The sequence below is a fragment of the Pseudomonas hormoni genome (assembly GCF_018502625.1).
Lineage (GTDB): Bacteria > Pseudomonadota > Gammaproteobacteria > Pseudomonadales > Pseudomonadaceae > Aquipseudomonas > Aquipseudomonas hormoni.
Genome location: NZ_CP075566.1, coordinates 2,248,381 through 2,266,313, shown reverse-complemented (window position 1 = coordinate 2,266,313; position 17,933 = coordinate 2,248,381). Strand labels below are relative to the sequence as shown.

The 17,933-nt window shown below is 58.4% G+C and carries 18 protein-coding genes; 13 read left to right on the top strand and 5 right to left on the bottom strand.

The annotated features are described in order from the left end of the window. Positions 1–132 precede the first annotated feature (132 nt). A complete protein-coding gene (gene lpxO / locus KJF94_RS10610) occupies positions 133–1,032 on the bottom strand; it encodes a lipid A hydroxylase LpxO (protein ID WP_214383199.1) in 900 nt (299 codons plus the stop codon). 414 nt (positions 1,033–1,446) lie between these two features. Between lpxO and KJF94_RS10605 the strand changes: the two genes are divergently transcribed. Next, a complete protein-coding gene (locus tag KJF94_RS10605; protein ID WP_214383197.1) occupies positions 1,447–3,036 on the top strand; it encodes an ABC-F family ATPase in 1,590 nt (529 codons plus the stop codon). A gap of 275 nt (positions 3,037–3,311) precedes the next feature. Then, on the top strand, positions 3,312–4,499 hold the full coding sequence (locus tag KJF94_RS10600) for an MFS transporter (RefSeq protein ID WP_214383195.1): 1,188 nt from the start codon (positions 3,312–3,314) through the stop codon (positions 4,497–4,499). A 152-nt stretch (positions 4,500–4,651) separates the two neighbouring features. Here the strand turns inward: KJF94_RS10600 and KJF94_RS10595 are convergent, their stop codons facing one another. After that, the gene (locus KJF94_RS10595; RefSeq protein WP_214383193.1) at positions 4,652–5,689 is read right to left on the bottom strand and encodes an alpha/beta hydrolase family protein; all 1,038 of its coding nucleotides are present in this window, start codon (positions 5,687–5,689) and stop codon (positions 4,652–4,654) included. A gap of 268 nt (positions 5,690–5,957) precedes the next feature. Beyond that, positions 5,958–6,569, bottom strand: coding sequence for an FMN-dependent NADH-azoreductase (locus KJF94_RS10590; RefSeq protein ID WP_214383191.1), 612 nt, complete (start codon positions 6,567–6,569; stop codon positions 5,958–5,960). A gap of 129 nt (positions 6,570–6,698) precedes the next feature. Here KJF94_RS10590 and KJF94_RS10585 point away from each other — a divergent pair, with 129 nt between their 5' ends. Next, positions 6,699–7,607: a LysR substrate-binding domain-containing protein gene (locus KJF94_RS10585; RefSeq protein WP_214383189.1), complete on the top strand. Its 909-nt coding sequence runs from the start codon at positions 6,699–6,701 to the stop codon at positions 7,605–7,607. After that, positions 7,604–7,963 carry an MmcQ/YjbR family DNA-binding protein gene (locus KJF94_RS10580; protein ID WP_214383187.1) on the top strand — a complete coding sequence of 120 codons (360 nt, stop codon included), beginning with the start codon at positions 7,604–7,606 and terminating at the stop codon, positions 7,961–7,963. The genes KJF94_RS10585 and KJF94_RS10580 overlap by 4 nt, the downstream gene beginning before the upstream one ends. On the opposite strand, the gene KJF94_RS10575 is transcribed toward KJF94_RS10580, so the two are convergent. Beyond that, positions 7,960–8,388, bottom strand: a complete 429-nt coding sequence (locus KJF94_RS10575) for a DUF1294 domain-containing protein (RefSeq protein ID WP_214383185.1) — start codon at positions 8,386–8,388, stop codon at positions 7,960–7,962. The two genes, KJF94_RS10580 and KJF94_RS10575, sit on opposite strands and share 4 nt — an antisense overlap. Continuing rightward, on the bottom strand, positions 8,385–9,215 hold the full coding sequence (locus KJF94_RS10570) for an undecaprenyl-diphosphate phosphatase (protein WP_214383183.1): 831 nt from the start codon (positions 9,213–9,215) through the stop codon (positions 8,385–8,387). Before KJF94_RS10570 ends, KJF94_RS10575 begins: the two co-directional genes overlap by 4 nt. 287 nt (positions 9,216–9,502) lie before the next feature. Here KJF94_RS10570 and KJF94_RS10565 point away from each other — a divergent pair, with 287 nt between their 5' ends. The 9 genes from KJF94_RS10565 (at position 9,503) to fapF (ending at position 17,919) form a co-directional block, all read left to right on the top strand. Next, positions 9,503–11,137, top strand: a complete 1,635-nt coding sequence (locus tag KJF94_RS10565) for a methyl-accepting chemotaxis protein (protein ID WP_214383181.1) — start codon at positions 9,503–9,505, stop codon at positions 11,135–11,137. 174 nt (positions 11,138–11,311) lie between these two features. Then, on the top strand, positions 11,312–11,875 hold the full coding sequence (gene pnuC / locus KJF94_RS10560; protein ID WP_214383179.1) for a nicotinamide riboside transporter PnuC: 564 nt from the start codon (positions 11,312–11,314) through the stop codon (positions 11,873–11,875). Next, on the top strand, positions 11,872–12,396 hold the full coding sequence (locus KJF94_RS10555) for an AAA family ATPase (RefSeq protein WP_214383177.1): 525 nt from the start codon (positions 11,872–11,874) through the stop codon (positions 12,394–12,396). Before pnuC ends, KJF94_RS10555 begins: the two co-directional genes overlap by 4 nt. Positions 12,397–12,715: 319 nt before the next feature. Further along, the gene (locus tag KJF94_RS10550; protein WP_214383175.1) at positions 12,716–13,141 is read left to right on the top strand and encodes a hypothetical protein; all 426 of its coding nucleotides are present in this window, start codon (positions 12,716–12,718) and stop codon (positions 13,139–13,141) included. 1 nt (position 13,142) lies between these two features. Next, entirely contained in the window at positions 13,143–13,715 is a 573-nt protein-coding gene (gene fapB / locus KJF94_RS10545; protein ID WP_214383173.1) for a fibril amyloid subunit FapB, read from the top strand. Between the two features lie 53 nt (positions 13,716–13,768). After that, complete coding sequence (locus KJF94_RS10540) at positions 13,769–15,076, top strand: autotransporter outer membrane beta-barrel domain-containing protein (RefSeq protein WP_214383171.1); 1,308 nt, start codon at positions 13,769–13,771, stop codon at positions 15,074–15,076. 63 nt (positions 15,077–15,139) lie between these two features. Further along, positions 15,140–15,820 carry a C39 family peptidase gene (locus KJF94_RS10535; RefSeq protein ID WP_214383169.1) on the top strand — a complete coding sequence of 227 codons (681 nt, stop codon included), beginning with the start codon at positions 15,140–15,142 and terminating at the stop codon, positions 15,818–15,820. Positions 15,821–15,853: 33 nt separating this feature from the next. Further along, the gene (gene fapE, locus KJF94_RS10530; RefSeq protein WP_214383167.1) at positions 15,854–16,594 is read left to right on the top strand and encodes a fibril amyloid subunit FapE; all 741 of its coding nucleotides are present in this window, start codon (positions 15,854–15,856) and stop codon (positions 16,592–16,594) included. Positions 16,595–16,638: 44 nt separating this feature from the next. After that, on the top strand, positions 16,639–17,919 hold the full coding sequence (fapF, locus tag KJF94_RS10525) for a fibril amyloid transporter FapF (protein ID WP_214383165.1): 1,281 nt from the start codon (positions 16,639–16,641) through the stop codon (positions 17,917–17,919). Positions 17,920–17,933: the final 14 nt, after the last annotated feature.

The following is a 17,933-nucleotide window of genomic DNA, read 5'->3' as shown; positions in this document are numbered from 1 at the left end:
GAAGTTTACCGGCCTCATCGCGGGCAAGCCCGCTCCCACAGGGTTTAGCGTTAGTTACACGATCGATGGCAAACGCTGAAACTTGTGGGAGCGGGCTTGCCCGCGATGGCGTAACAAGCGGCAACGCTGAATTCAGATCCAGACAAAAAACGCCAGCAACCCGGCAAAAATCGCCCACTTCTCCAGGTAATACAGCTTGCGGTTACGCTTCTTCAACGCCTTGCCGCGCAGGCGAATCTTGTAGATTCTGGCGAACAGACGATTGATACCACCGGTCTTGTCGCCCACATCGTTCGGCGCGCCCGCCGCCGACATCACGTTACGGCTGAACCAGCCGTTGAACGCCGCCGCCCAGCGGTACTTCATCGGCCGCTCGACGTCGCAGAACAGAATGATGCGGTTCTGCTGCGTGGTGTTTTCGGCGTAATGAATGAAGGTTTCATCGAACATCACCGCTTCACCGTCGCGCCAGTGATAGTTTTCGCCATCGACGTTGATGTAGCAGCCAGCGTCGTTCGGCGTCTCCAGGCCCAGGTGATAACGGTAGGAACCGGCATACGGATCGCGGTGACGCACCAGTTTCGAACCCGGCGGCAACTCGGCGAACATCGCGGCTTTGATCGAACCGATGCTCTGCACCAGTTCGGTGGTGCGCGGGCAGAGCTTCATCGCCGAAGGATGACTGGCGCCATACCACTTGAGGTAGAAACGCTTCCAGCCAGTCTTGAAGAACGAGTTGAAGCCGACGTCGTCGTACTGGTTCGAACGCTTGATCTCACCCGCCTTGAGCAGGTTCTGGCCTTCGGCGCGGATTTCTTCCCAATGGGCCTGCAGCGGGCTCAGGTCCGGGAAATCGGCCGGATCGAGATAAGGCTTGTTGGGAACTTTCGAAAACAGATAAAGGAAGCAATTGATCGGTGCCAGAAACGTCGAGTGATCGCTCAGTTGCCGGCCCAGTTTGTGGCGCACCCGGCCGCGCAGGTGGACGTAGGCAATCGATACAACATAAATAGCGGCAATGATGAGTTTCACGGAAATCGTCACACGTCAGAAGTGAACAAACTGCGTCCGTGCCTGTCGGCATCAGTTCGAAAGATGGCATTTTAGCCACGATTTGTAACCAATAGTTAACGTTCGGATGTGAAAATCTGTCCGCTGGTGCCGCCAAAGCGCCCGCGGGGCCTCAACGCTCTATCGTTTAAAGAGCCAGACCAGTACAATCGCCGCCAAACATTACGCGCCCCCCTTGGTTGATGACGGGAATGAACCCCGTCTCAGCGCACTTCGACTCGGGCCAAGCGCTCCATATGCTGCTGTCCACTTATTGCCAGATGGACCTTCCGCTTCTGACCGGGATGTATTTCCCGTGGTTCGAAAACCGGAAACGGGTACTGAATCGGTACTGCCGCAACCCTAGCTACTCTGAATGCTTCGCAGGAAAAACCTTTGATCTCTACAGCTAACATCACGATGCAGTTCGGCGCCAAGCCGCTATTCGAAAACGTTTCGGTCAAATTCGGCGCGGGCAACCGCTACGGCCTGATCGGCGCCAACGGCTGCGGCAAGTCGACCTTCATGAAAATCCTCGGTGGCGACCTCGAGCCGTCCGGCGGCCAGGTCATGCTCGAGCCGAACGTGCGCCTGGGTAAATTGCGCCAGGACCAGTTCGCCTACGAAGAATTCACCGTGATCGACACCGTGATCATGGGTCACGAAGAGCTGTGGAAGGTCAAGGCCGAGCGCGACCGTATCTACTCGCTGCCGGAAATGACTGAAGAAGACGGCATGGCCGTGGCCGAGCTGGAAACCGAGTTCGCCGAAATGGACGGCTACACCGCCGAATCCCGCGCCGGCGAGCTGTTGCTGGGCCTGGGTATCGGCATCGAGCAACATTTCGGCCCGATGAGCGAGGTGTCCCCAGGCTGGAAACTGCGCGTCTTGCTGGCTCAGGCGCTGTTCTCCGATCCTGAAGTGCTGTTGCTCGACGAACCGACCAACCACCTGGACATCAACACCATCCGCTGGCTGGAAAACATCCTGACCCAGCGCTCCAGCCTGATGATCATCATCTCTCACGACCGTCACTTCCTGAACAGCGTGTGCACCCACATGGCTGACCTGGATTACGGCGAGCTGCGTCTGTTCCCGGGCAACTACGACGAGTACATGACCGTGGCGACCCAGTCCCGCGAGCAGCTGCTGTCGGACAACGCCAAGAAGAAGGCACAGATTTCGGAACTGCAATCGTTCGTCAGCCGCTTCTCGGCCAACGCCTCGAAAGCCAAGCAGGCCACCTCCCGCGCCAAGGCGATCGACAAGATCCAGCTGGCCGAGGTCAAGCCTTCGAGCCGTGTGAGCCCGTTCATCCGTTTCGAACAAACCAAGAAGCTGCACCGTCAAGCGGTCATCGTCGAGCGCATGGCCAAAGGCTTCGACGGCAAGACACTGTTCAAGGACTTCAGCTTCCAGGTTGAAGCTGGCGAGCGCGTTGCGATCATCGGCCCGAACGGTATCGGCAAAACCACCCTGCTGCGCACCCTGGTCAACGAACTGACCCCGGATGCCGGCACCGTGAAGTGGACCGACGCCGCGGAACTGGGCTACTACGCCCAGGACCACGCGCACGACTTCGAAGACGACTGCAACCTGTTCGACTGGATGGGCCAATGGACCCAGGGCGGCGAGCAAATCGTTCGTGGCACCCTCGGTCGCATGCTGTTCTCCAACGACGAGATTCTTAAGTCGGTCAAGGTCATCTCCGGTGGTGAGCAAGGTCGCATGCTGTTCGGCAAGCTGATCCTGCAAAAGCCGAACGTGCTGATCATGGACGAACCGACCAACCACTTGGACATGGAATCCATCGAGGCGCTGAACCTGGCGCTGGAAAACTACCCGGGCACGCTGATCTTCGTCAGCCACGACCGTGAGTTCGTATCGTCGCTGGCTACCCGCATCATCGAGTTGAGCGCCAACGGCGTGATCGACTTCAGCGGCACTTATGATGATTACCTGCGTAGTCAGGGTGTTGTGTTCTAAATAGCTGCTGAAAATGAAAAGCCCTGTCCTTGTGATGGGGCTTTTTGCATTTCAGGGCTGAATATTTTTCGGTGCAGAGGGCCTCTTCGCGGGCAAGCCTTGCTCCTACGGAATCAAAGTCGTCCACAACAAATGAGCACGACGCAAATCCTGTAGGAGCGAGGCTTGCCCGCGAAGAGGCCCTAAGGCTCAACGAATATAGTTAGCCTGCTTCCTTTTATTTCCAACCCGCGCCATGATGCAGCTCTCCCACCGCCGCCCGCGAACGAGCCCTCATGTCTGCGCAGCAACTGCCACCGCAAAGCTCCATGGCGATCACCCTGCAGATCGTCTCCATCGTTTTCTATACCTTTATTGCCTTCCTCTGCATCGGCCTGCCGATTGCGGTGTTGCCGGGTTATGTCCACGAGCAGCTCGGTTTCAGTGCGGTCGTGGCCGGGCTGACCATCGGCTCGCAATACCTCGCCACCCTGCTCAGCCGCCCGATGGCCGGGCGCATGTCGGACAGCGTCGGCACCAAGCGTTCGATTGTTTACGGGCTGTCGGGGATTGTGTTGAGCGGCGCGCTGACGTTGTTGTCGACGCTGCTGCAAAGCTTTCCGCTGACGAGTTTGTTGATCCTCATCGCCGGCCGCTTGTTGCTGGGCATCGCACAGGGCTTGATCGGCGTCGGCACCATCAGTTGGTGCATGGGCCAGGTGGGCGCTGAACACACAGCGCGCTCGATTTCATGGAACGGCATCGCGTCCTACGGTGCCATCGCCATTGGCGCGCCGCTGGGCGTGGTGATGGTGGCGGAATATGGCTTTGCCAGTCTGGGGATCGCGCTGTCATTGCTGGCGGCGCTGGCGCTGCTGCTGATCCGCAACAAACCCTCGGTGCCGGTGGTTCGCGGTGAACGCCTGCCGTTCTGGGCGGTGTTCGGGCGCATTGCTCCATTCGGCGCGAGCCTGAGCCTGGCGTCGATCGGCTACGGCAAGTTGACCACCTTTATTACCCTGTATTACCTCAGCCGTGGCTGGACCGGCGCGGCTTACTGCCTGACGGTGTTCGGCATCTGCTTCATTCTGGCGCGTTTGCTGTTTATTTCGGCCATCAGCCGGTTCGGTGGGTTCACGTCGGCGATTGCCTGCATGAGCATTGAAACGGCGGGTTTGGTGCTGCTGTGGCTTGCGCCTTCGACCGGTTTTGCCCTGGTCGGGGCGGGTCTGGCCGGGTTCGGTTTGTCGCTGGTGTACCCGGCGCTGGGGGTAGAGGCGATCAAACAGGTGCCCAACTCCAGTCGCGGTGCGGGGCTGAGTGCGTATGCGGTGTTTTTCGATCTGGCGCTGGCGATTGCCGGGCCGGTGATGGGCGCGGTGGCGTTGAATCTGGGGTATTCGTGGATTTTCTTCAGTGCGGCGTTGTTGTCGATCACTGGCCTGGGTTTGACCCTGCTACTGAAACGCCGGGCAATGGCCTGACACGAAAAACCAAGGTCGGAGCTAGCCCTGTGGCGAGGGAGCTTGCTCCCGCTCGACTGCGAAGCAGTCGCAAAGTTTTTGGGGCCGCTTCGCGACCCAGCGGGAGCAAGCTCCCCCGCCACAGAGGCTCACTCCCACAGAGTATGCGCAGGCTATTGATCGGCGGTTTGCATACCGGCACGGGTCGGCACGCCCAGCGCATGAGAAAAGAACCGCCCGGCTTCGGAGATCATGTTGCGGTGAATGTCTTCGCGGTCGACACCGTCGGCATCGGTGCACAGCGCCGGCATGGCCGCGATTTGTTCTTCGTTGCACGGCGCCAGGAACACGAAGTGACCTGCCCCGGCCAATAGCTTGAAGTCCGGCGCGATCGGCAGCTTGCGCGCCAGCGCCGCGGCGTTTTTGTCGAACGCCACCAGTTTGTCGCCGTCGCCGCTGTAAAGCAGTACCGGCACATGAACGTCGGCCAGGGTGTGCCGGCCGAACTTCAGGCTCAGCGGCGCCATCAGCAACAGCGCGTGAACCCGTGGATCCGCTACCGGTTGCAGGTCATCACGGTCGACGATCAACTCGCCTTGGGTGTTGCAGGCATCGCGGTCGTCCGGGCGTTCCTGGCAGTAGCGACGTAACCGATCCAGATCAGGCGTCGCGCCGGACAGGATCAGCGCCGTCTCCCCGCCCGCCGAGTAGCCGATCACGCCGACCTGATTGGCATTGACGAACGGCGCGAGCATGCGGTCGCCCAGGGTGGCGGTAATGGCTTCAGAAATCTGGATCGGCCGACCGTACAGGTTGCTCAAGGTGCCGAGACGGCTATGGTCTTTGGAGTTGTCGCCGGGATGAATCACCGCCACCACCACAAAACCCTTGCGCGCCAGCGACGTGGCGAGGTCGTGCAGGGCCAGCGGCGTTCCGGTGTTGCCGTGGGACAGCATCAACATCGGAAAACGGCCGATGGCGACGCGGGTGTCTTCGCCCGCTTCGACTGTGTAGCCCTCGAGTTTGCTGGTGTGTTCCCGGTCGCTGGAGGGGTAGAACGCGATGGCGCGCATCGGTTGCAGGTCCAGCGGGTCGAGAAAACTCATCTCATGGAAGCCGACGCTCCAGTGAGGATGTGGCGCAGGCGCGGCGTGCACTGAATTCAGGCTGCTGAGCAGGCAAATCAGTAACGTTGCACAAAGACGCACCATGGGATGCCTCACCTTTGTTACTTGACCGGAAAGCCCGTTCTCCATCGACTACCGAGGAAGCGGCCTTGTACCAGCAATGGCGGCCACCAAGGTCGTTACAGAACAGGGACGTAAACCCTCGACTGCATAACCTGGGCCACAACATGAACGATTCAGGAAACTACTAGAAACAGTCAGAAACAAAAAACTCCGTATCTGACACTTGCGTGATCAGAATACAGAGTTTTTTGGGGTGTTGCCCGAGCTGATTTACATCTTTACGCAAGCCTTACGCGGCGGCGAACAGTTGCTCGCTGATTTGCGTATGGGCATCGCCCATGGCTTTGGTGCGCACTTCGTCACCGTAAGCCAGGCCGTGAGCACGGACGAATTCGATGTCGGTGATGCCGATGAATCCGAACAGTACCTTCAAGTAATCTTCGTGAGCCACACCAGTGGCCTGACCGGCATGCAAGCCGCCGGAAGTCGACACGATCACGACTTTCTTGCCACCGCACAGGCCTTCAGGGCCGGCTTCGGTATAGCGGAAGGTCTGACCGGCAACGGCGATGCGGTCGATCCAGGCCTTGAGTTGGGTCGGGATGCTGAAGTTGTACATTGGCGCGGCAATGACCACGGCATCGGCGGCGAGGAATTCGGCCAGCGTCGAGGCGCTCAGTTCGGCTTCATGCTGCTGGGCGGCGTTGCGCAGTTCGGCGGTGGTGCCAGCGGCGACCAGGGTCGTGGCGGAGAAATGGCTGATGGCATCGCTGGCCAGGTCGCGGTAAGTCACCACGGCGCTCGGCTCGGCGGTTTGCCAGGCTTTGACGACTTCACTGCTCAGCTGACGGGAAGCCGAGTTGTCACCAAGAATGCTCGAATCGATATGCAGTAGTTTCATGTGGGATCTCCAGGTGAGGATCGCCACGGGGCGATCTGATGGAGACAATCCTACAGAGGAAACCAATAGCTGATTAGACCGCAACAATGCGATAGTTCGTCTCACTGATAGAACAATCGGGTTAAGACCATGCAAGACCTCAATGACCTCTACTACTTCGCCAAGGTGGTCGAAGCCGGCGGTTTCGCCGCAGCCGGGCGCTTGCTGGGCATTCCCAAGTCGCGCTTGTCGCGGCGGATCGCCGAGCTGGAAGAACGCCTTGGCGCGCGCTTGTTGCAACGCACCACACGGCAGTTGAAGTTGACCGCCGTGGGCGAGCGTTACCTGCGGCACTGTCAGGCCATGCTGCTGGAAGCCGAGATGGCCGATGAAGCCGTGGCCAGCATGTCCAGCGAGCCTCGCGGGCGCTTGCGGGTGTCCGCTCCCGTCGGCCTCGCCCATGAAATGTTGTCGCCGGTAATCAGTAAATTCCTGGAGAAATACCCTCATGTTCAACTGGAGGTCATGCTGGTCAACCGCAGGGTCGATCTGGTGACCGAGGGCGTCGATGTGGCGTTGCGAGTGCGGGAGCTGGGGGATGAAGACCCTTTACTGGTCACCCGACGTTTGCGTCAGGCGCAGCTGTGGCTGGTGGCCAGTCCCGATTTTTTGCAAGGCCGGGAAATCAACCACCCCGAAGACCTGAAGGGCTTACCGGTGCTCGGCGCCCTTGAAGCCGACCGCATGGTGCACATCCGCATGCTCGACCAGCAGGGCCAAAGTCATGAACTCGCGCTCGAAGCCCGACTGGGCATCGACGATTTCATTGTGCGCAGGGCCTGTACCCTCGCCGGACAGGGCTTTACCATGCTGCCGATGATGTATTGCGAGCAGGAACTGGAAAGCGGCGCGCTGGTGCAGATACTGCCCGACTGGTCATTGCCTGGCGGCTGGCTGCAAGCGGTCTACCCTCACCGGCGTGGCGTCATGCCGGCGGTCCGCGCCTGGCTCGATCATTTGATCGAATCATTCAATGCCTGTGGGGACCGACTGATATGAAGGCTGGACGCATGAGCGAAGAGGATGTCGCACAGTTCTGTCTGGCACTGCCAGGTGCGCGGGAAGACTACAAGTGGGGTGGTGTGCGGGTGTTTTCGATTGCCGGGAACAAGATGTTCGCCCTGCAGAACCTGCGGGGCGAATCCCTCGCCTTCAAGGTCGACAAGGACCTGTTCCTGGGGCATTGCGATCGCCCGGGCGTTCATCCGGCGCCGTACCTGGCGCGGGCCCAGTGGATCATCATGCAAACGCCCTACCCGCTGGGCGCTGAAGAATTGCAAAGCCTGTTGCAACGTTCCCATCAACTGGTGGTGAGCAGGCTGCCCAAGCGCACTCAGGTCGGGCTGCTGCTTTAGAACAACGCCAACAGGTTTGCACCCAGGAACAGCTGATCAATCCAGAACACTTGATGCAGCAGCACGATCATCCAGAACAGCAGCTGAAACGACACTTTGCGCGTCTTGTGCCGAAACACTTGCTGGGCCAGCAAGGCGCCCGGCCAGCCACCGGCGAGTTCCACCGCATGCAACACGTTCTCGGGCGTACGCCAGCTATCGGTGCGGGCCTTGCGCTTGTCACTCCAATAAAGGAAGAACGCCAACACGCTGACGATGCCGTAGGCTGCCAGGGGAATCAGTGAAATCCCTCGCAGCCAGAACGACAACGAGCCTGTCAACGGCAGCGCGCACACAACCGCGAACACCAGCAGTTTCAGTCGCGGGTTGTGAATCTCACCCCCGGAACGGCGTCCGGGGCCGTTGCGCCCGCTGGCATCATTCATGGCTTGGCCGCGGTCCAGTCGACCCAGCCGAACTGCCAGGTGGCCAGAATCACCAGACCAAACGCAATGCGATACCAGGCGAACGCCGCGTAGCTGTGGCTGGCGATGAATTTGAGCAAGCCTCTGACGGCAATCATCGCGAAGATAAATGCGGTGACGAAGCCGATGGCGAATACCGGAAAATCAGCCGGCACGAACAAATCGCGATACTTGTAGCCCGAGTACACCGCTGCTCCGACCATGGTCGGCATCGCCAGGAAAAACGAAAACTCGGTGGCGGTCTTGCGCGACAGCCCGAACAGCAAACCGCCAATGATCGTCGAGCCGGAGCGCGATGTGCCGGGAATCATCGCCAGGCACTGGGCGAAGCCGACTTTCAAGGCGTCTTTCCAGGTCATCTCGTCAACGGTTTCGGCATGCACCTCATGTTGACGCTGTTCCGCCCACAACATCACGATGCCGCCAACGACCAATGCCGTGGCCACGGTAATCGGGTTGAACAGGTAATGGTGGATCAGGTCAGCAAAGATCACCCCCAATACCACGGCCGGCAGGAAGGCAATCAGCAGGTTGGCGGTAAAGCGCCGGGCGCTTGGCTGCGTTGGCAGGCCAACCACCACATCGAAAATCTTGCGCCGGAATTCCCACACCACCGCCAGGATTGCCCCAAGCTGGATAATGATGTTGAACGCCATTGCCCGCTCACCACCGAAATCGAGCAAGTCGGCCACAATAATCTGGTGTCCGGTACTGGAAATGGGCAAGAACTCAGTCAGCCCTTCTACAACGCCAAGTATCAATGCCGAAACGGCAGTCCAAAGATCCATCAATCCCCCAAAAAGCAATGCGCGACGGCATGCCCCGTTAATATTTTTTCAGAAACAGTCAGCGTAGCGAAAAGGCCCGCGCGCACAGAATCCGGACGGAACCGTAAAAATTCCGTGAAACATCGACTTGGATTCAGGTTTTTCCGTGCGGGGCCGAAATCCTATCAGACAAGCCTGATTAACGCTGCCACGTTATAGGACTTGGGTCGGATATGCCCGATCGGCAAAGTGTGGTTGGATGCTGGCGATCATTTATTACAAGAAAAAGAAACTGGAGTGACAGCGTTATGAGCAGCTTGCGAAATATGTCGATCAGCCGCCGTTTGTGGCTCATTTTGATCGTGGCCGTCATGATGCTTTTGACGTTGGGCGTGTTGATGCTCAAGCAGATCCACGAAGACCTGTATCACGCCAAGGCCCAGAAAACCCAGCACGTGGTGCAGACTGCCAGCGGCATTCTGACCTATTACCACGGCCTGGAAACCGCCGGCACGCTCACACGCGAAGCCGCGCAAAAACAGGCACTGACCGCCGTTCGCGGCCTGCGCTATGACCAGAACGACTACTTCTGGATCAACGACCTGACGCCGGTGATGATCATGCACCCGGCGAACCCGAAACTCGATGGTCAGAACCTCTCGGCGATCCGCGACCCGGACGGGTTTGCGGTGTTCAATGAAATGGTCGCCCTCGCCAAAGCCAAGGGCGCCGGCCCGATCGACTATCGCTGGCCGAAACCAGGCGCCAGCGAGCCGGTAGCAAAAACGTCCTACGTCAAACTGTTCGAACCGTGGGGCTGGGTGATCGGCTCGGGCGTGTACATCGATGACATGCAAGCCGAGTTCATGGGCCAGGTCTGGAAAGCTACAGTCGTCGGGCTGGTGATTGCCGCCATCATGGCGCTGCTGGTGATCCTGATTGCCCGCAGCATCGTTCGCCCACTCCAGGACACCGTGAACGCCATGGCCAACATTGCCAGCGGCGAAAGTGACCTGACCCGCAGCCTCGATACCCATGGCCAGGATGAAGTGACACAACTGGCCCGCCACTTCAATGCCTTTACCGCCAAACTGCGGATGGTGATCGGTCAATTGCAGGTGTCCGCCAGCGCGCTGGGCCAGTCGTCCAGCGAACTGGGCAACGACGCCGCCCAGGCCCAGCAACGCAGTCAGCAGCAATCCCAGCAGATGGAACTGGTGGCCACGGCCATCAATGAAGTGACGTACGGCGTGCAGGATGTCGCGAAGAACGCCGAGCAGGCGGCCAGCGAAATGCGCGATGCCGAATCCCAGGCGCAGCAGGGCCAGGTCAACATCGACAGCAGCCTGCAACAGATCGACAAGTTGTCGGGCACCATTGATCAGGCCGTGGAAGTCATCCGCACCCTCGCCACCGAAAGCACCCAGATCGGCAGCGTGCTGGAGGTGATCCGCTCCATCGCCGAGCAGACCAACCTGCTCGCCCTCAACGCCGCCATCGAGGCCGCCCGGGCCGGCGAGCAAGGTCGCGGGTTTGCCGTCGTGGCGGACGAGGTACGCCTGCTGGCCCAGCGTACCCAGAAGTCCACCGCCGAAATCCAGTCGATGATCGAACGTCTGCAAGGCCACTCCGAAGCGGCGGTCAAGGTCATTGGCGACAGCAGCCGCGCGTCCCAGCTGACCATCGAACAGGCCGGCCTTGCCGGTGCAAGCCTGAATGCCATTGGCCAGGCATTGCGCAACCTCAACGGCCTGAACACCTCCATCGCCAGCGCCACCCTGCAACAGGCCCACGTGGTCGAGGACATCAACCAGAACGTCACCCAGGCTGCCGGGTTGTCCCACAGCACGGCGCTGGCGGCAGAACAGTCGAGCGTGGCGAGTGTGCGTCTCAAGGATCTGAGCGAGCAGTTGAACGGGTTGCTCAAGCAGTTCCGCGTCTAAAGCCAAACACCAACCCCTGTCGCGAGCGAGCTTGCTCGCGCTCGGGTGCGAAGCAGCCGCAAGATTTTGGGGCCGCTACGCGCCCCAGCGCGAGCAAGCTCGCTCGCCACAGAAGCCTCGTCAGTACAAACTCGGTACAATCCGCTCCCTCTACGATTTCCCCAAGGAACCTCCATGTCCGGGCTTGAACTGTTTGCCGCCGCCCTCGGTGTCATTGCCGTCTGGTTGACGGTCAAACAGAACCCCTGGTGCTGGCCGATCGGCCTGGTCATGGTGTCGCTGTACAGTTGGGTGTTTTTTGAAGTGAAGCTGTATTCGGACATGCTGTTGCAGGTGATCTACACCGCGTTGCAGCTCTATGGGTGGTGGCAATGGACGCGCGCGGGGGCAGCGCGGCAGGGGCGGCAGGTTAGCCAACTCAAGGGGGAATCGATCGTGTCAGGCCTGGCCATCGGGGCCATCGGCAGTCTGCTGCTCGGCGCGGCCATGGCGCACTGGACCGATGCCGCCCAACCCTGGCTCGATGCGGCGTTGACGGGCTTCAGTCTGGTGGCGCAGGTCTGGATGGCGCAAAAGCGCGTTCAGTGCTGGCCGCTGTGGATCACCCTGGATGTGATTTTCGTCGGGCTCTTCATCTATAAGGGCATGTACCTGACCGCCGGGCTCTATGGGTTGTTCACCGTGATTGCCGTAGAAGGCTGGCGAGAATGGCGCGCCGACCCGGCGTTGCGCACATGAAAGTCCTGGTGCTGACCGGTCCCGAATCCAGCGGCAAGAGCTGGCTTTCGAGTGAGATTTACGCCAACTTTGGCGGCATTTTGGTCGGCGAGTACGTTCGGTATTTCATCGATACTGAAGCCCGTGTAACTTGCTACGACGATATCACGCCAATATCACTTGGCCAGCTGCGTTGGGAAGATGAAGCACGAGCCAAACAACCGCGACTGCTGATTCTCGATACGCATCTCTTAAGCAATATCCTTTGGAGCCGCACGTTATTTGGCGCTTGCCCGGCGTGGATCGAGCAAGCATTGCTAGCCAGGCGCTATGACCTGCATTTGTTGCTCAGCCCCGAAACTGTCGCCTGGCATGACGACGGGCAACGTTGCCAACCGCAACTGGCAGAACGCAAGGCGTTTTTCCAGGCCAGCCACCAGTGGCTTGACCTGCATCGTCAACCTTGCCAAGTCGTGCAAGGTGACTGGAATCAACGCAAGGACGCGGCATTCGAAGCTGTGACACGCCTGCTCAACGTCTGACAGGCGTCGTAAATGTCCATTCCTGAAACACCCTCCCCTGCGAAAACCCGCGGGCTAGAGCGGCCCGTGCGCGCCTGTCAGAAATTGTTAAGGCACTGATACAGATCACCCTTCAGCACCCGCAGCGAGCAATTGCGCCAGCAATGGACGGCGATTTGCGTAGCTCTGTCTCAGTAGCGTTACAAAATTTTTTTGACCACCTCGACAATTAAATCCAACTAATTGTTTTTAAAAGAAAAACAAAAACCGGCACAGCTTCTGCTCTCTTCCTTCGCAACGCTAATAAGGGCCAGCGTTCTCTACAGAAGGAATTGCCGCCGTGGGGAAATTTCATACCAGCATCTATAGCTTCATGCTGATCGCCTTGGGCTCAAGCCTCTGCCCTGTACAGGCTGACGACGGCATCATCATTATCAAACGTGATGTCCAGGTGCGGAACGCAGTGCAAGCCCCGGTGGTTCCCGACCCCAACCCTACGACCGTCAATGCCAACCCCTCCAGGCTAATCCTCAGTCAGACGAACGAACTGAACGACGGCGATTTTGCCAACGTCGCCAGTGGTGCGGGCATCTCACGCCTGGTCAATTTAAACAACACCAATCTGGGCGGCAATATCACCACTCAGAACCAGATTTCCAACCTCCCCGCCGGGCGTTCGGGAGGGGGCAACGGTATTTCCAACCTGGTCAATTCAAGCGTCCAGCGAGGCCTGAGCGGTCTGAACGTCATTACGGGAGGCCGTTGAAATGAATCACAAACTGCTGATTGTCGCCATGTTCTGCAGTGCATCGAGCTTCGCTCAACCGCCCATCATCAACAATGCCGAGATCGACAGTTCGGGCAGCCAGTACCAAGGCAACTTCGCGGTCAACCAGGCTGCAGGCGATCAGCAGCAACAGGCCAACGCCCGGGCCATCGCCATTGGTGATTCAGCCAGCGCGGCCACCCAGATTCGTCAACGACTGAATACGCAGGTCGACCCCAGGATGGATGCTCGGGCCAGCATTCAAGGCGACTCTTTCAGTCACGGCAACGGTGTTCTGGGCGTCAACCAGAGCGCGGGTGCCAGCAACCAGCAAGCCAATGCCCTGCGGATAAGCATCAGCAAACAGCCGCAAAGCATCGACGACAGCGTCCTCATGCAACAGAACGTGGCGCTGCTCAACAACTCCGTTCCAACTGACTCTGCACCCGGCCTCCGCCAGGTCACTACCAGTGACCAGGCTTTCACCGGTAGCCGTGGGGTGATTCAGTTGAATCAGAGCGCCGGGGTAGGAAACCGAATGGCCAATACCCTGAGCGTACGGGTCGCGGACTGACCCAAAAAAGGTAGGAAACAACACTTAACCTAAAATAAGTACGGAGAATCACCATGAAACCTTCGATGGCACTCAAGCCTCTGGTTTTCGCAATTGCTGCGCTCATGGCTGTTGCTGTACAAGCTGGCAACGATCGTCGTCACGATGACCACCACAATGGTCATAACAACAACGGTCAACACACTCCTCCTCCTACAAAGATCCCTGTCTACGCGACTGCCAATGCCAACGACAAACAGAGCAGTACCGGCAACCGCATCCTTAACCAAGGGACTATTAACAACGCCGAGATGAGCGGCTCTGCCACAGGCGCCGACGGCAACGTCGGTATCAACGTCGCGGCAGGCGACGGCAACCAACAGGACAACGCTGCTGCCATCGCGAACGCTGGTGCCACCTCCGCTCTCGATAACAGCTTCGTGTTCGGCGTTGCCAATGCTACTGCCAGCGTCAAGCAGTACAGCAACAATAACAAGGTCGACAATTACAACACCACAGCCTCTGCCGTGATGAGTCAGTCGGGCAATGGCGGCAACGGCAATATGGGGATCAACATTGCTGGTGGCGACCTTAACCAACAGAAAAACACCATGGCAATTGCCAACTCCAATGCTCCGCTCGGCAATGCAACAGCCACCGCCTCTGCTGAACAAAACGGTCCTGGTCTGGTAGTGAACAACAGGGCGGATCAGAACGTCGCCCTGGCTACGGTGACGCTGACCACAACCAACACCGGTAGTGCCTCTTTCAGCCATAACTCCGAGTTGAACATTGATAAGAGCGCTTCCAGCAACTGGGCTAAGAGCGGTGTCAGCAGTTATGACGCCAGCGGCACCAATCACTTTGATGCAAACGGTTCAAAAAGCACCGATAACAGCGCTACCAGCCATGCTTCTGTGATCGCTTCCCTGGAAGCAGCGGCGGATGGTTCCAAATCCGTTACCGTTAATTATGGCCATGGAGATCGCACCAACAGCAAGTCGTTCGACGCATCGCTTAACGCGTCGCTCAATGCATCTGTCGATACAGAGCACACAAACTCGACCGACTCTTCGTTCGAAAAAGCGTTCAATTCCTCCTTCACAAAATCGTATGACTCTTCGTTCGAGAAATCAGGCGAGAAATCGTCCGCTTCTACCAAACACGAAGTGAAGGGCTACACCGAAAGCAATACATGGGATTTGAGCAACACCGTTTCCTATCAAATCCTGACCCCAAATGGCTGGGCTAACCCTGTGACCAACACTGCAACCCTGAGTGGTTCGGTGAATGGCGGCAGTGGCAACCTCGGCGTGAACGTGGCTGCCGGTGTGGGCAACCAACAAAGCAACTCGCTGGCCATTTCCAACCAATCGTTCTGATGGCTGACTCTGGAGGCCCCCTCACGGGGGCCTTTTTCCAACACGACCAGAGGGCGTCCCACCATGCGCATTATCGCCTTGGTAGTTTTGCTTTGCGTGGCCAGTGTGATCGAGGCTGCACAACTGCCGCTTTCCGTCCTGCCTGGCGGCGCGGTGGTGTACAAGCCGATCCAGAGCGTACGCGAGCGTAAATTTGCCGACCTGGTGCAACAGAAAACCGACTTCAGTTGCGGCGCAGCAGCGCTGGCGACCATCTTGCGCCAGGCCTATTGGCTGGACGTGAATGAAGACCAGATCATCGAAGGCATGCTGGCACACGCCGATCAAGACGTTGTCCGCGTCCAGGGCTTTTCCATGCTCGACATGAAGCGTTACGTGGAAAGTATCGGCATGCGGGCCCGTGGCTACCGGGTAGCAGCGGAAACGTTGAGCGATATCAGAATTCCAGTCGTGGTGCTCATGGACATCCGTGGCTACAAACATTTTGTAGTTCTGCAAAAAGTCCATAACGGCTGGGTCTATGTCGGAGATCCGGTACTGGGTCATAAACGTTTCAAAGTCGACGACTTTGTCAAAGGCTGGAACGGCATCATCTTTGCCGTCATTGGCCAGGGCTATGACAAAGCCAATGCGCTGCTCGATCCACCCCTGCCACTGACTGCCAAGAACCGCATCAACACCTTCAGCCCGGTGCAAGACGCAGAGTTGTTGGACTTCGGATTTATCCGAAGCGACTTCTTCTAATAACAAGGGAGCACGACGCTCCGGGAGCATCCAATGAAGACTCCAATCTGGCTGGCCGTAGTCTGCCTGGCCGCCAGCCTGCCAACCCAGGCACAGATATTCAAACCCATCGAACTGAATGATCAGGAATTGGCGAGCCTGCGAGGCCGCTATGTCATGCCGGGACGGATCGTCAGTTTCGGAATTGTGATGACCAGCACTTGGCAAAACTCCAGCGGCCAAGTGATTGGGGCGACGTCCTCGATGCAAATTCAACAAACGACTATCCAGCCACAGTTCTATGTGTCGATGATCGACGAAACAGGCAATGGCTCGGCGGTTTCTCAGGGCACCGGCACCGTCAGCGGCGGTAACGGTTTGAGCACGACCCAGGGCGTCACCCAAGTGGTGCGCGCTGCCGGTGACAACAACAGCGCTTACAACAACGTTAATCTCAACGTCCAGAAAGGCGGCCAGGCGCAACAGATGAACAATCAGGGGCAAGTATTGGCCGCGGGTACAACCTTGACCCACACCAATGGTGCCGGGGCGCTGAGCATTTCCTCTTCCGGCGCGGGCGTGCAGCTCAACATCATGGCCAACAACAACCAGGGCAGCGCTGTGCAGCGCCTTGCCCAGGGCGGGCTTATGCAAAACGCGACCTTGCTCGGTGGTGGCAATCAGGTCAACAACCTGATGTCGATCAACGTTGTGCTGCGCGATAACCTGCCGTCGACCAGTTCGTTGAATGGCAACCTGGATCAACTTAAAGGTCTTCGCGCTCTAGGATTCTGATCTACGCTCAGTCTCATCAGATGCACTCAGAAGGGACGGCTAACATGCACCGATCGTTAACGCTCAGAGCTATCGTTTGTTTGAGTAGCCTGGCACCGGGCACAATGCTTTACGCAGCATCGGACCCCCAGGTTGAAGCACTAAAACAAGAACTCATGGAGTTGAAACAGCGTTATGAGGCACAACAGAACGCGCTGATGGTCCTCGAGCAGCGCGTTCGACAAGTAGAAGAAACACCGGCGACCCCTCCTCCCAAACGCCTGACCAAATCCCCTGCCGAACCGAGCAGGGGTGGCCAGACGGTGGCCGCCGGTGCGCCGGGAACCACGGGCAGTTCATATGGCCAATCGCTCAAGGATGATTCCGAACCTGCGCAAAGCGTTTCCAACTTGTATGACGAAGCCAGCGGATTCTTCGGTGGCGGCAAATTCAGTGTCGAAACCGGCCTGACCTACACGCACTTCGATACACGTGCGCTGACGCTCAATGGCTTTCTGGCGCTGGACTCGATTTTCCTCGGCAACATCAACCTCGACCGCATCAAGGCCGACAACTGGACACTGGACCTGACTGCCCGCTACAACGTGGCGCAACGCTGGCAGTTCGACATTAACGTCCCTGTGGTGTATCGCGAATCAACGTATTCCTCCGGTGGCGCCGGCGGCGCAGGCCCTGTGACGTCGGACGCAACCGTTACCCGCGACCCAACCATCGGCGACGTGAACGTGGGCGTTGCCTACAAGTTTCTGGATGAGTCGGCCAATCTGCCCGACGCGGTGGCTACACTGCGCATCAAGGCACCGACCGGCAAGGATCCTTACGGCATCAAGCTGATTGAGGATCCGAACAACGATAACCTCGCGGTCCCCGAGGACTTGCCAACCGGTAATGGTGTCTGGTCGATTACCCCAGGTATCTCGCTGGTCAAGACCTTCGACCCGGCCGTGCTGTTCGGCTCCCTGGCCTACACCTACAACATGGAGGACTCTTTCAGCGACATCAGCCCTCAGGTCGGCGCCAAGGTGAAAGGGGACGTGAAACTGGGCGATTCCTGGCAGGTCGGAGCCGGCATTGCATTCGCCTTGAACGAGAAGATGAGTATGTCGTTCTCGTTCACCGATCAGTTCGCCCGCAAGAGCAAGATCAGACCGGACGGTGGCGATTGGCAATCGATTTCCAACAGCGATTACAACGCGGCTAACTTCAACATCGGCATGACCCTGGCAGCCACCGATAACCTGACGATCGTTCCCAACCTGGCCATCGGCTTGACCGACGACGCGCCAGACTTTTCCTTCAGCCTGAAATTCCCGTACTACTTCTAACCGCTTCACCTGAA

What these genes read in the sequence shown, in the direction of transcription:
- KJF94_RS10575 (WP_214383185.1), bottom strand. Translation starts at nt 8,388, where the DNA reads ATGAATGATGCCAGCGGGCGCAACGGCCCCGGACGCCGTTCCGGGGGT.
- KJF94_RS10565 (WP_214383181.1), top strand. Translation starts at nt 9,503, where the DNA reads ATGAGCAGCTTGCGAAATATGTCGATCAGCCGCCGTTTGTGGCTCATT.
- KJF94_RS10600 (WP_214383195.1), top strand. Translation starts at nt 3,312, where the DNA reads ATGTCTGCGCAGCAACTGCCACCGCAAAGCTCCATGGCGATCACCCTG.
- fapE (WP_214383167.1), top strand. Translation starts at nt 15,854, where the DNA reads ATGAAGACTCCAATCTGGCTGGCCGTAGTCTGCCTGGCCGCCAGCCTG.
- KJF94_RS10585 (WP_214383189.1), top strand. Translation starts at nt 6,699, where the DNA reads ATGCAAGACCTCAATGACCTCTACTACTTCGCCAAGGTGGTCGAAGCC.
- KJF94_RS10580 (WP_214383187.1), top strand. Translation starts at nt 7,604, where the DNA reads ATGAAGGCTGGACGCATGAGCGAAGAGGATGTCGCACAGTTCTGTCTG.
- pnuC (WP_214383179.1), top strand. Translation starts at nt 11,312, where the DNA reads ATGTCCGGGCTTGAACTGTTTGCCGCCGCCCTCGGTGTCATTGCCGTC.
- KJF94_RS10570 (WP_214383183.1), bottom strand. Translation starts at nt 9,215, where the DNA reads ATGGATCTTTGGACTGCCGTTTCGGCATTGATACTTGGCGTTGTAGAA.
- KJF94_RS10590 (WP_214383191.1), bottom strand. Translation starts at nt 6,569, where the DNA reads ATGAAACTACTGCATATCGATTCGAGCATTCTTGGTGACAACTCGGCT.
- KJF94_RS10540 (WP_214383171.1), top strand. Translation starts at nt 13,769, where the DNA reads ATGAAACCTTCGATGGCACTCAAGCCTCTGGTTTTCGCAATTGCTGCG.
- KJF94_RS10595 (WP_214383193.1), bottom strand. Translation starts at nt 5,689, where the DNA reads ATGGTGCGTCTTTGTGCAACGTTACTGATTTGCCTGCTCAGCAGCCTG.
- fapF (WP_214383165.1), top strand. Translation starts at nt 16,639, where the DNA reads ATGCACCGATCGTTAACGCTCAGAGCTATCGTTTGTTTGAGTAGCCTG.
- KJF94_RS10535 (WP_214383169.1), top strand. Translation starts at nt 15,140, where the DNA reads ATGCGCATTATCGCCTTGGTAGTTTTGCTTTGCGTGGCCAGTGTGATC.
- KJF94_RS10555 (WP_214383177.1), top strand. Translation starts at nt 11,872, where the DNA reads ATGAAAGTCCTGGTGCTGACCGGTCCCGAATCCAGCGGCAAGAGCTGG.
- fapB (WP_214383173.1), top strand. Translation starts at nt 13,143, where the DNA reads ATGAATCACAAACTGCTGATTGTCGCCATGTTCTGCAGTGCATCGAGC.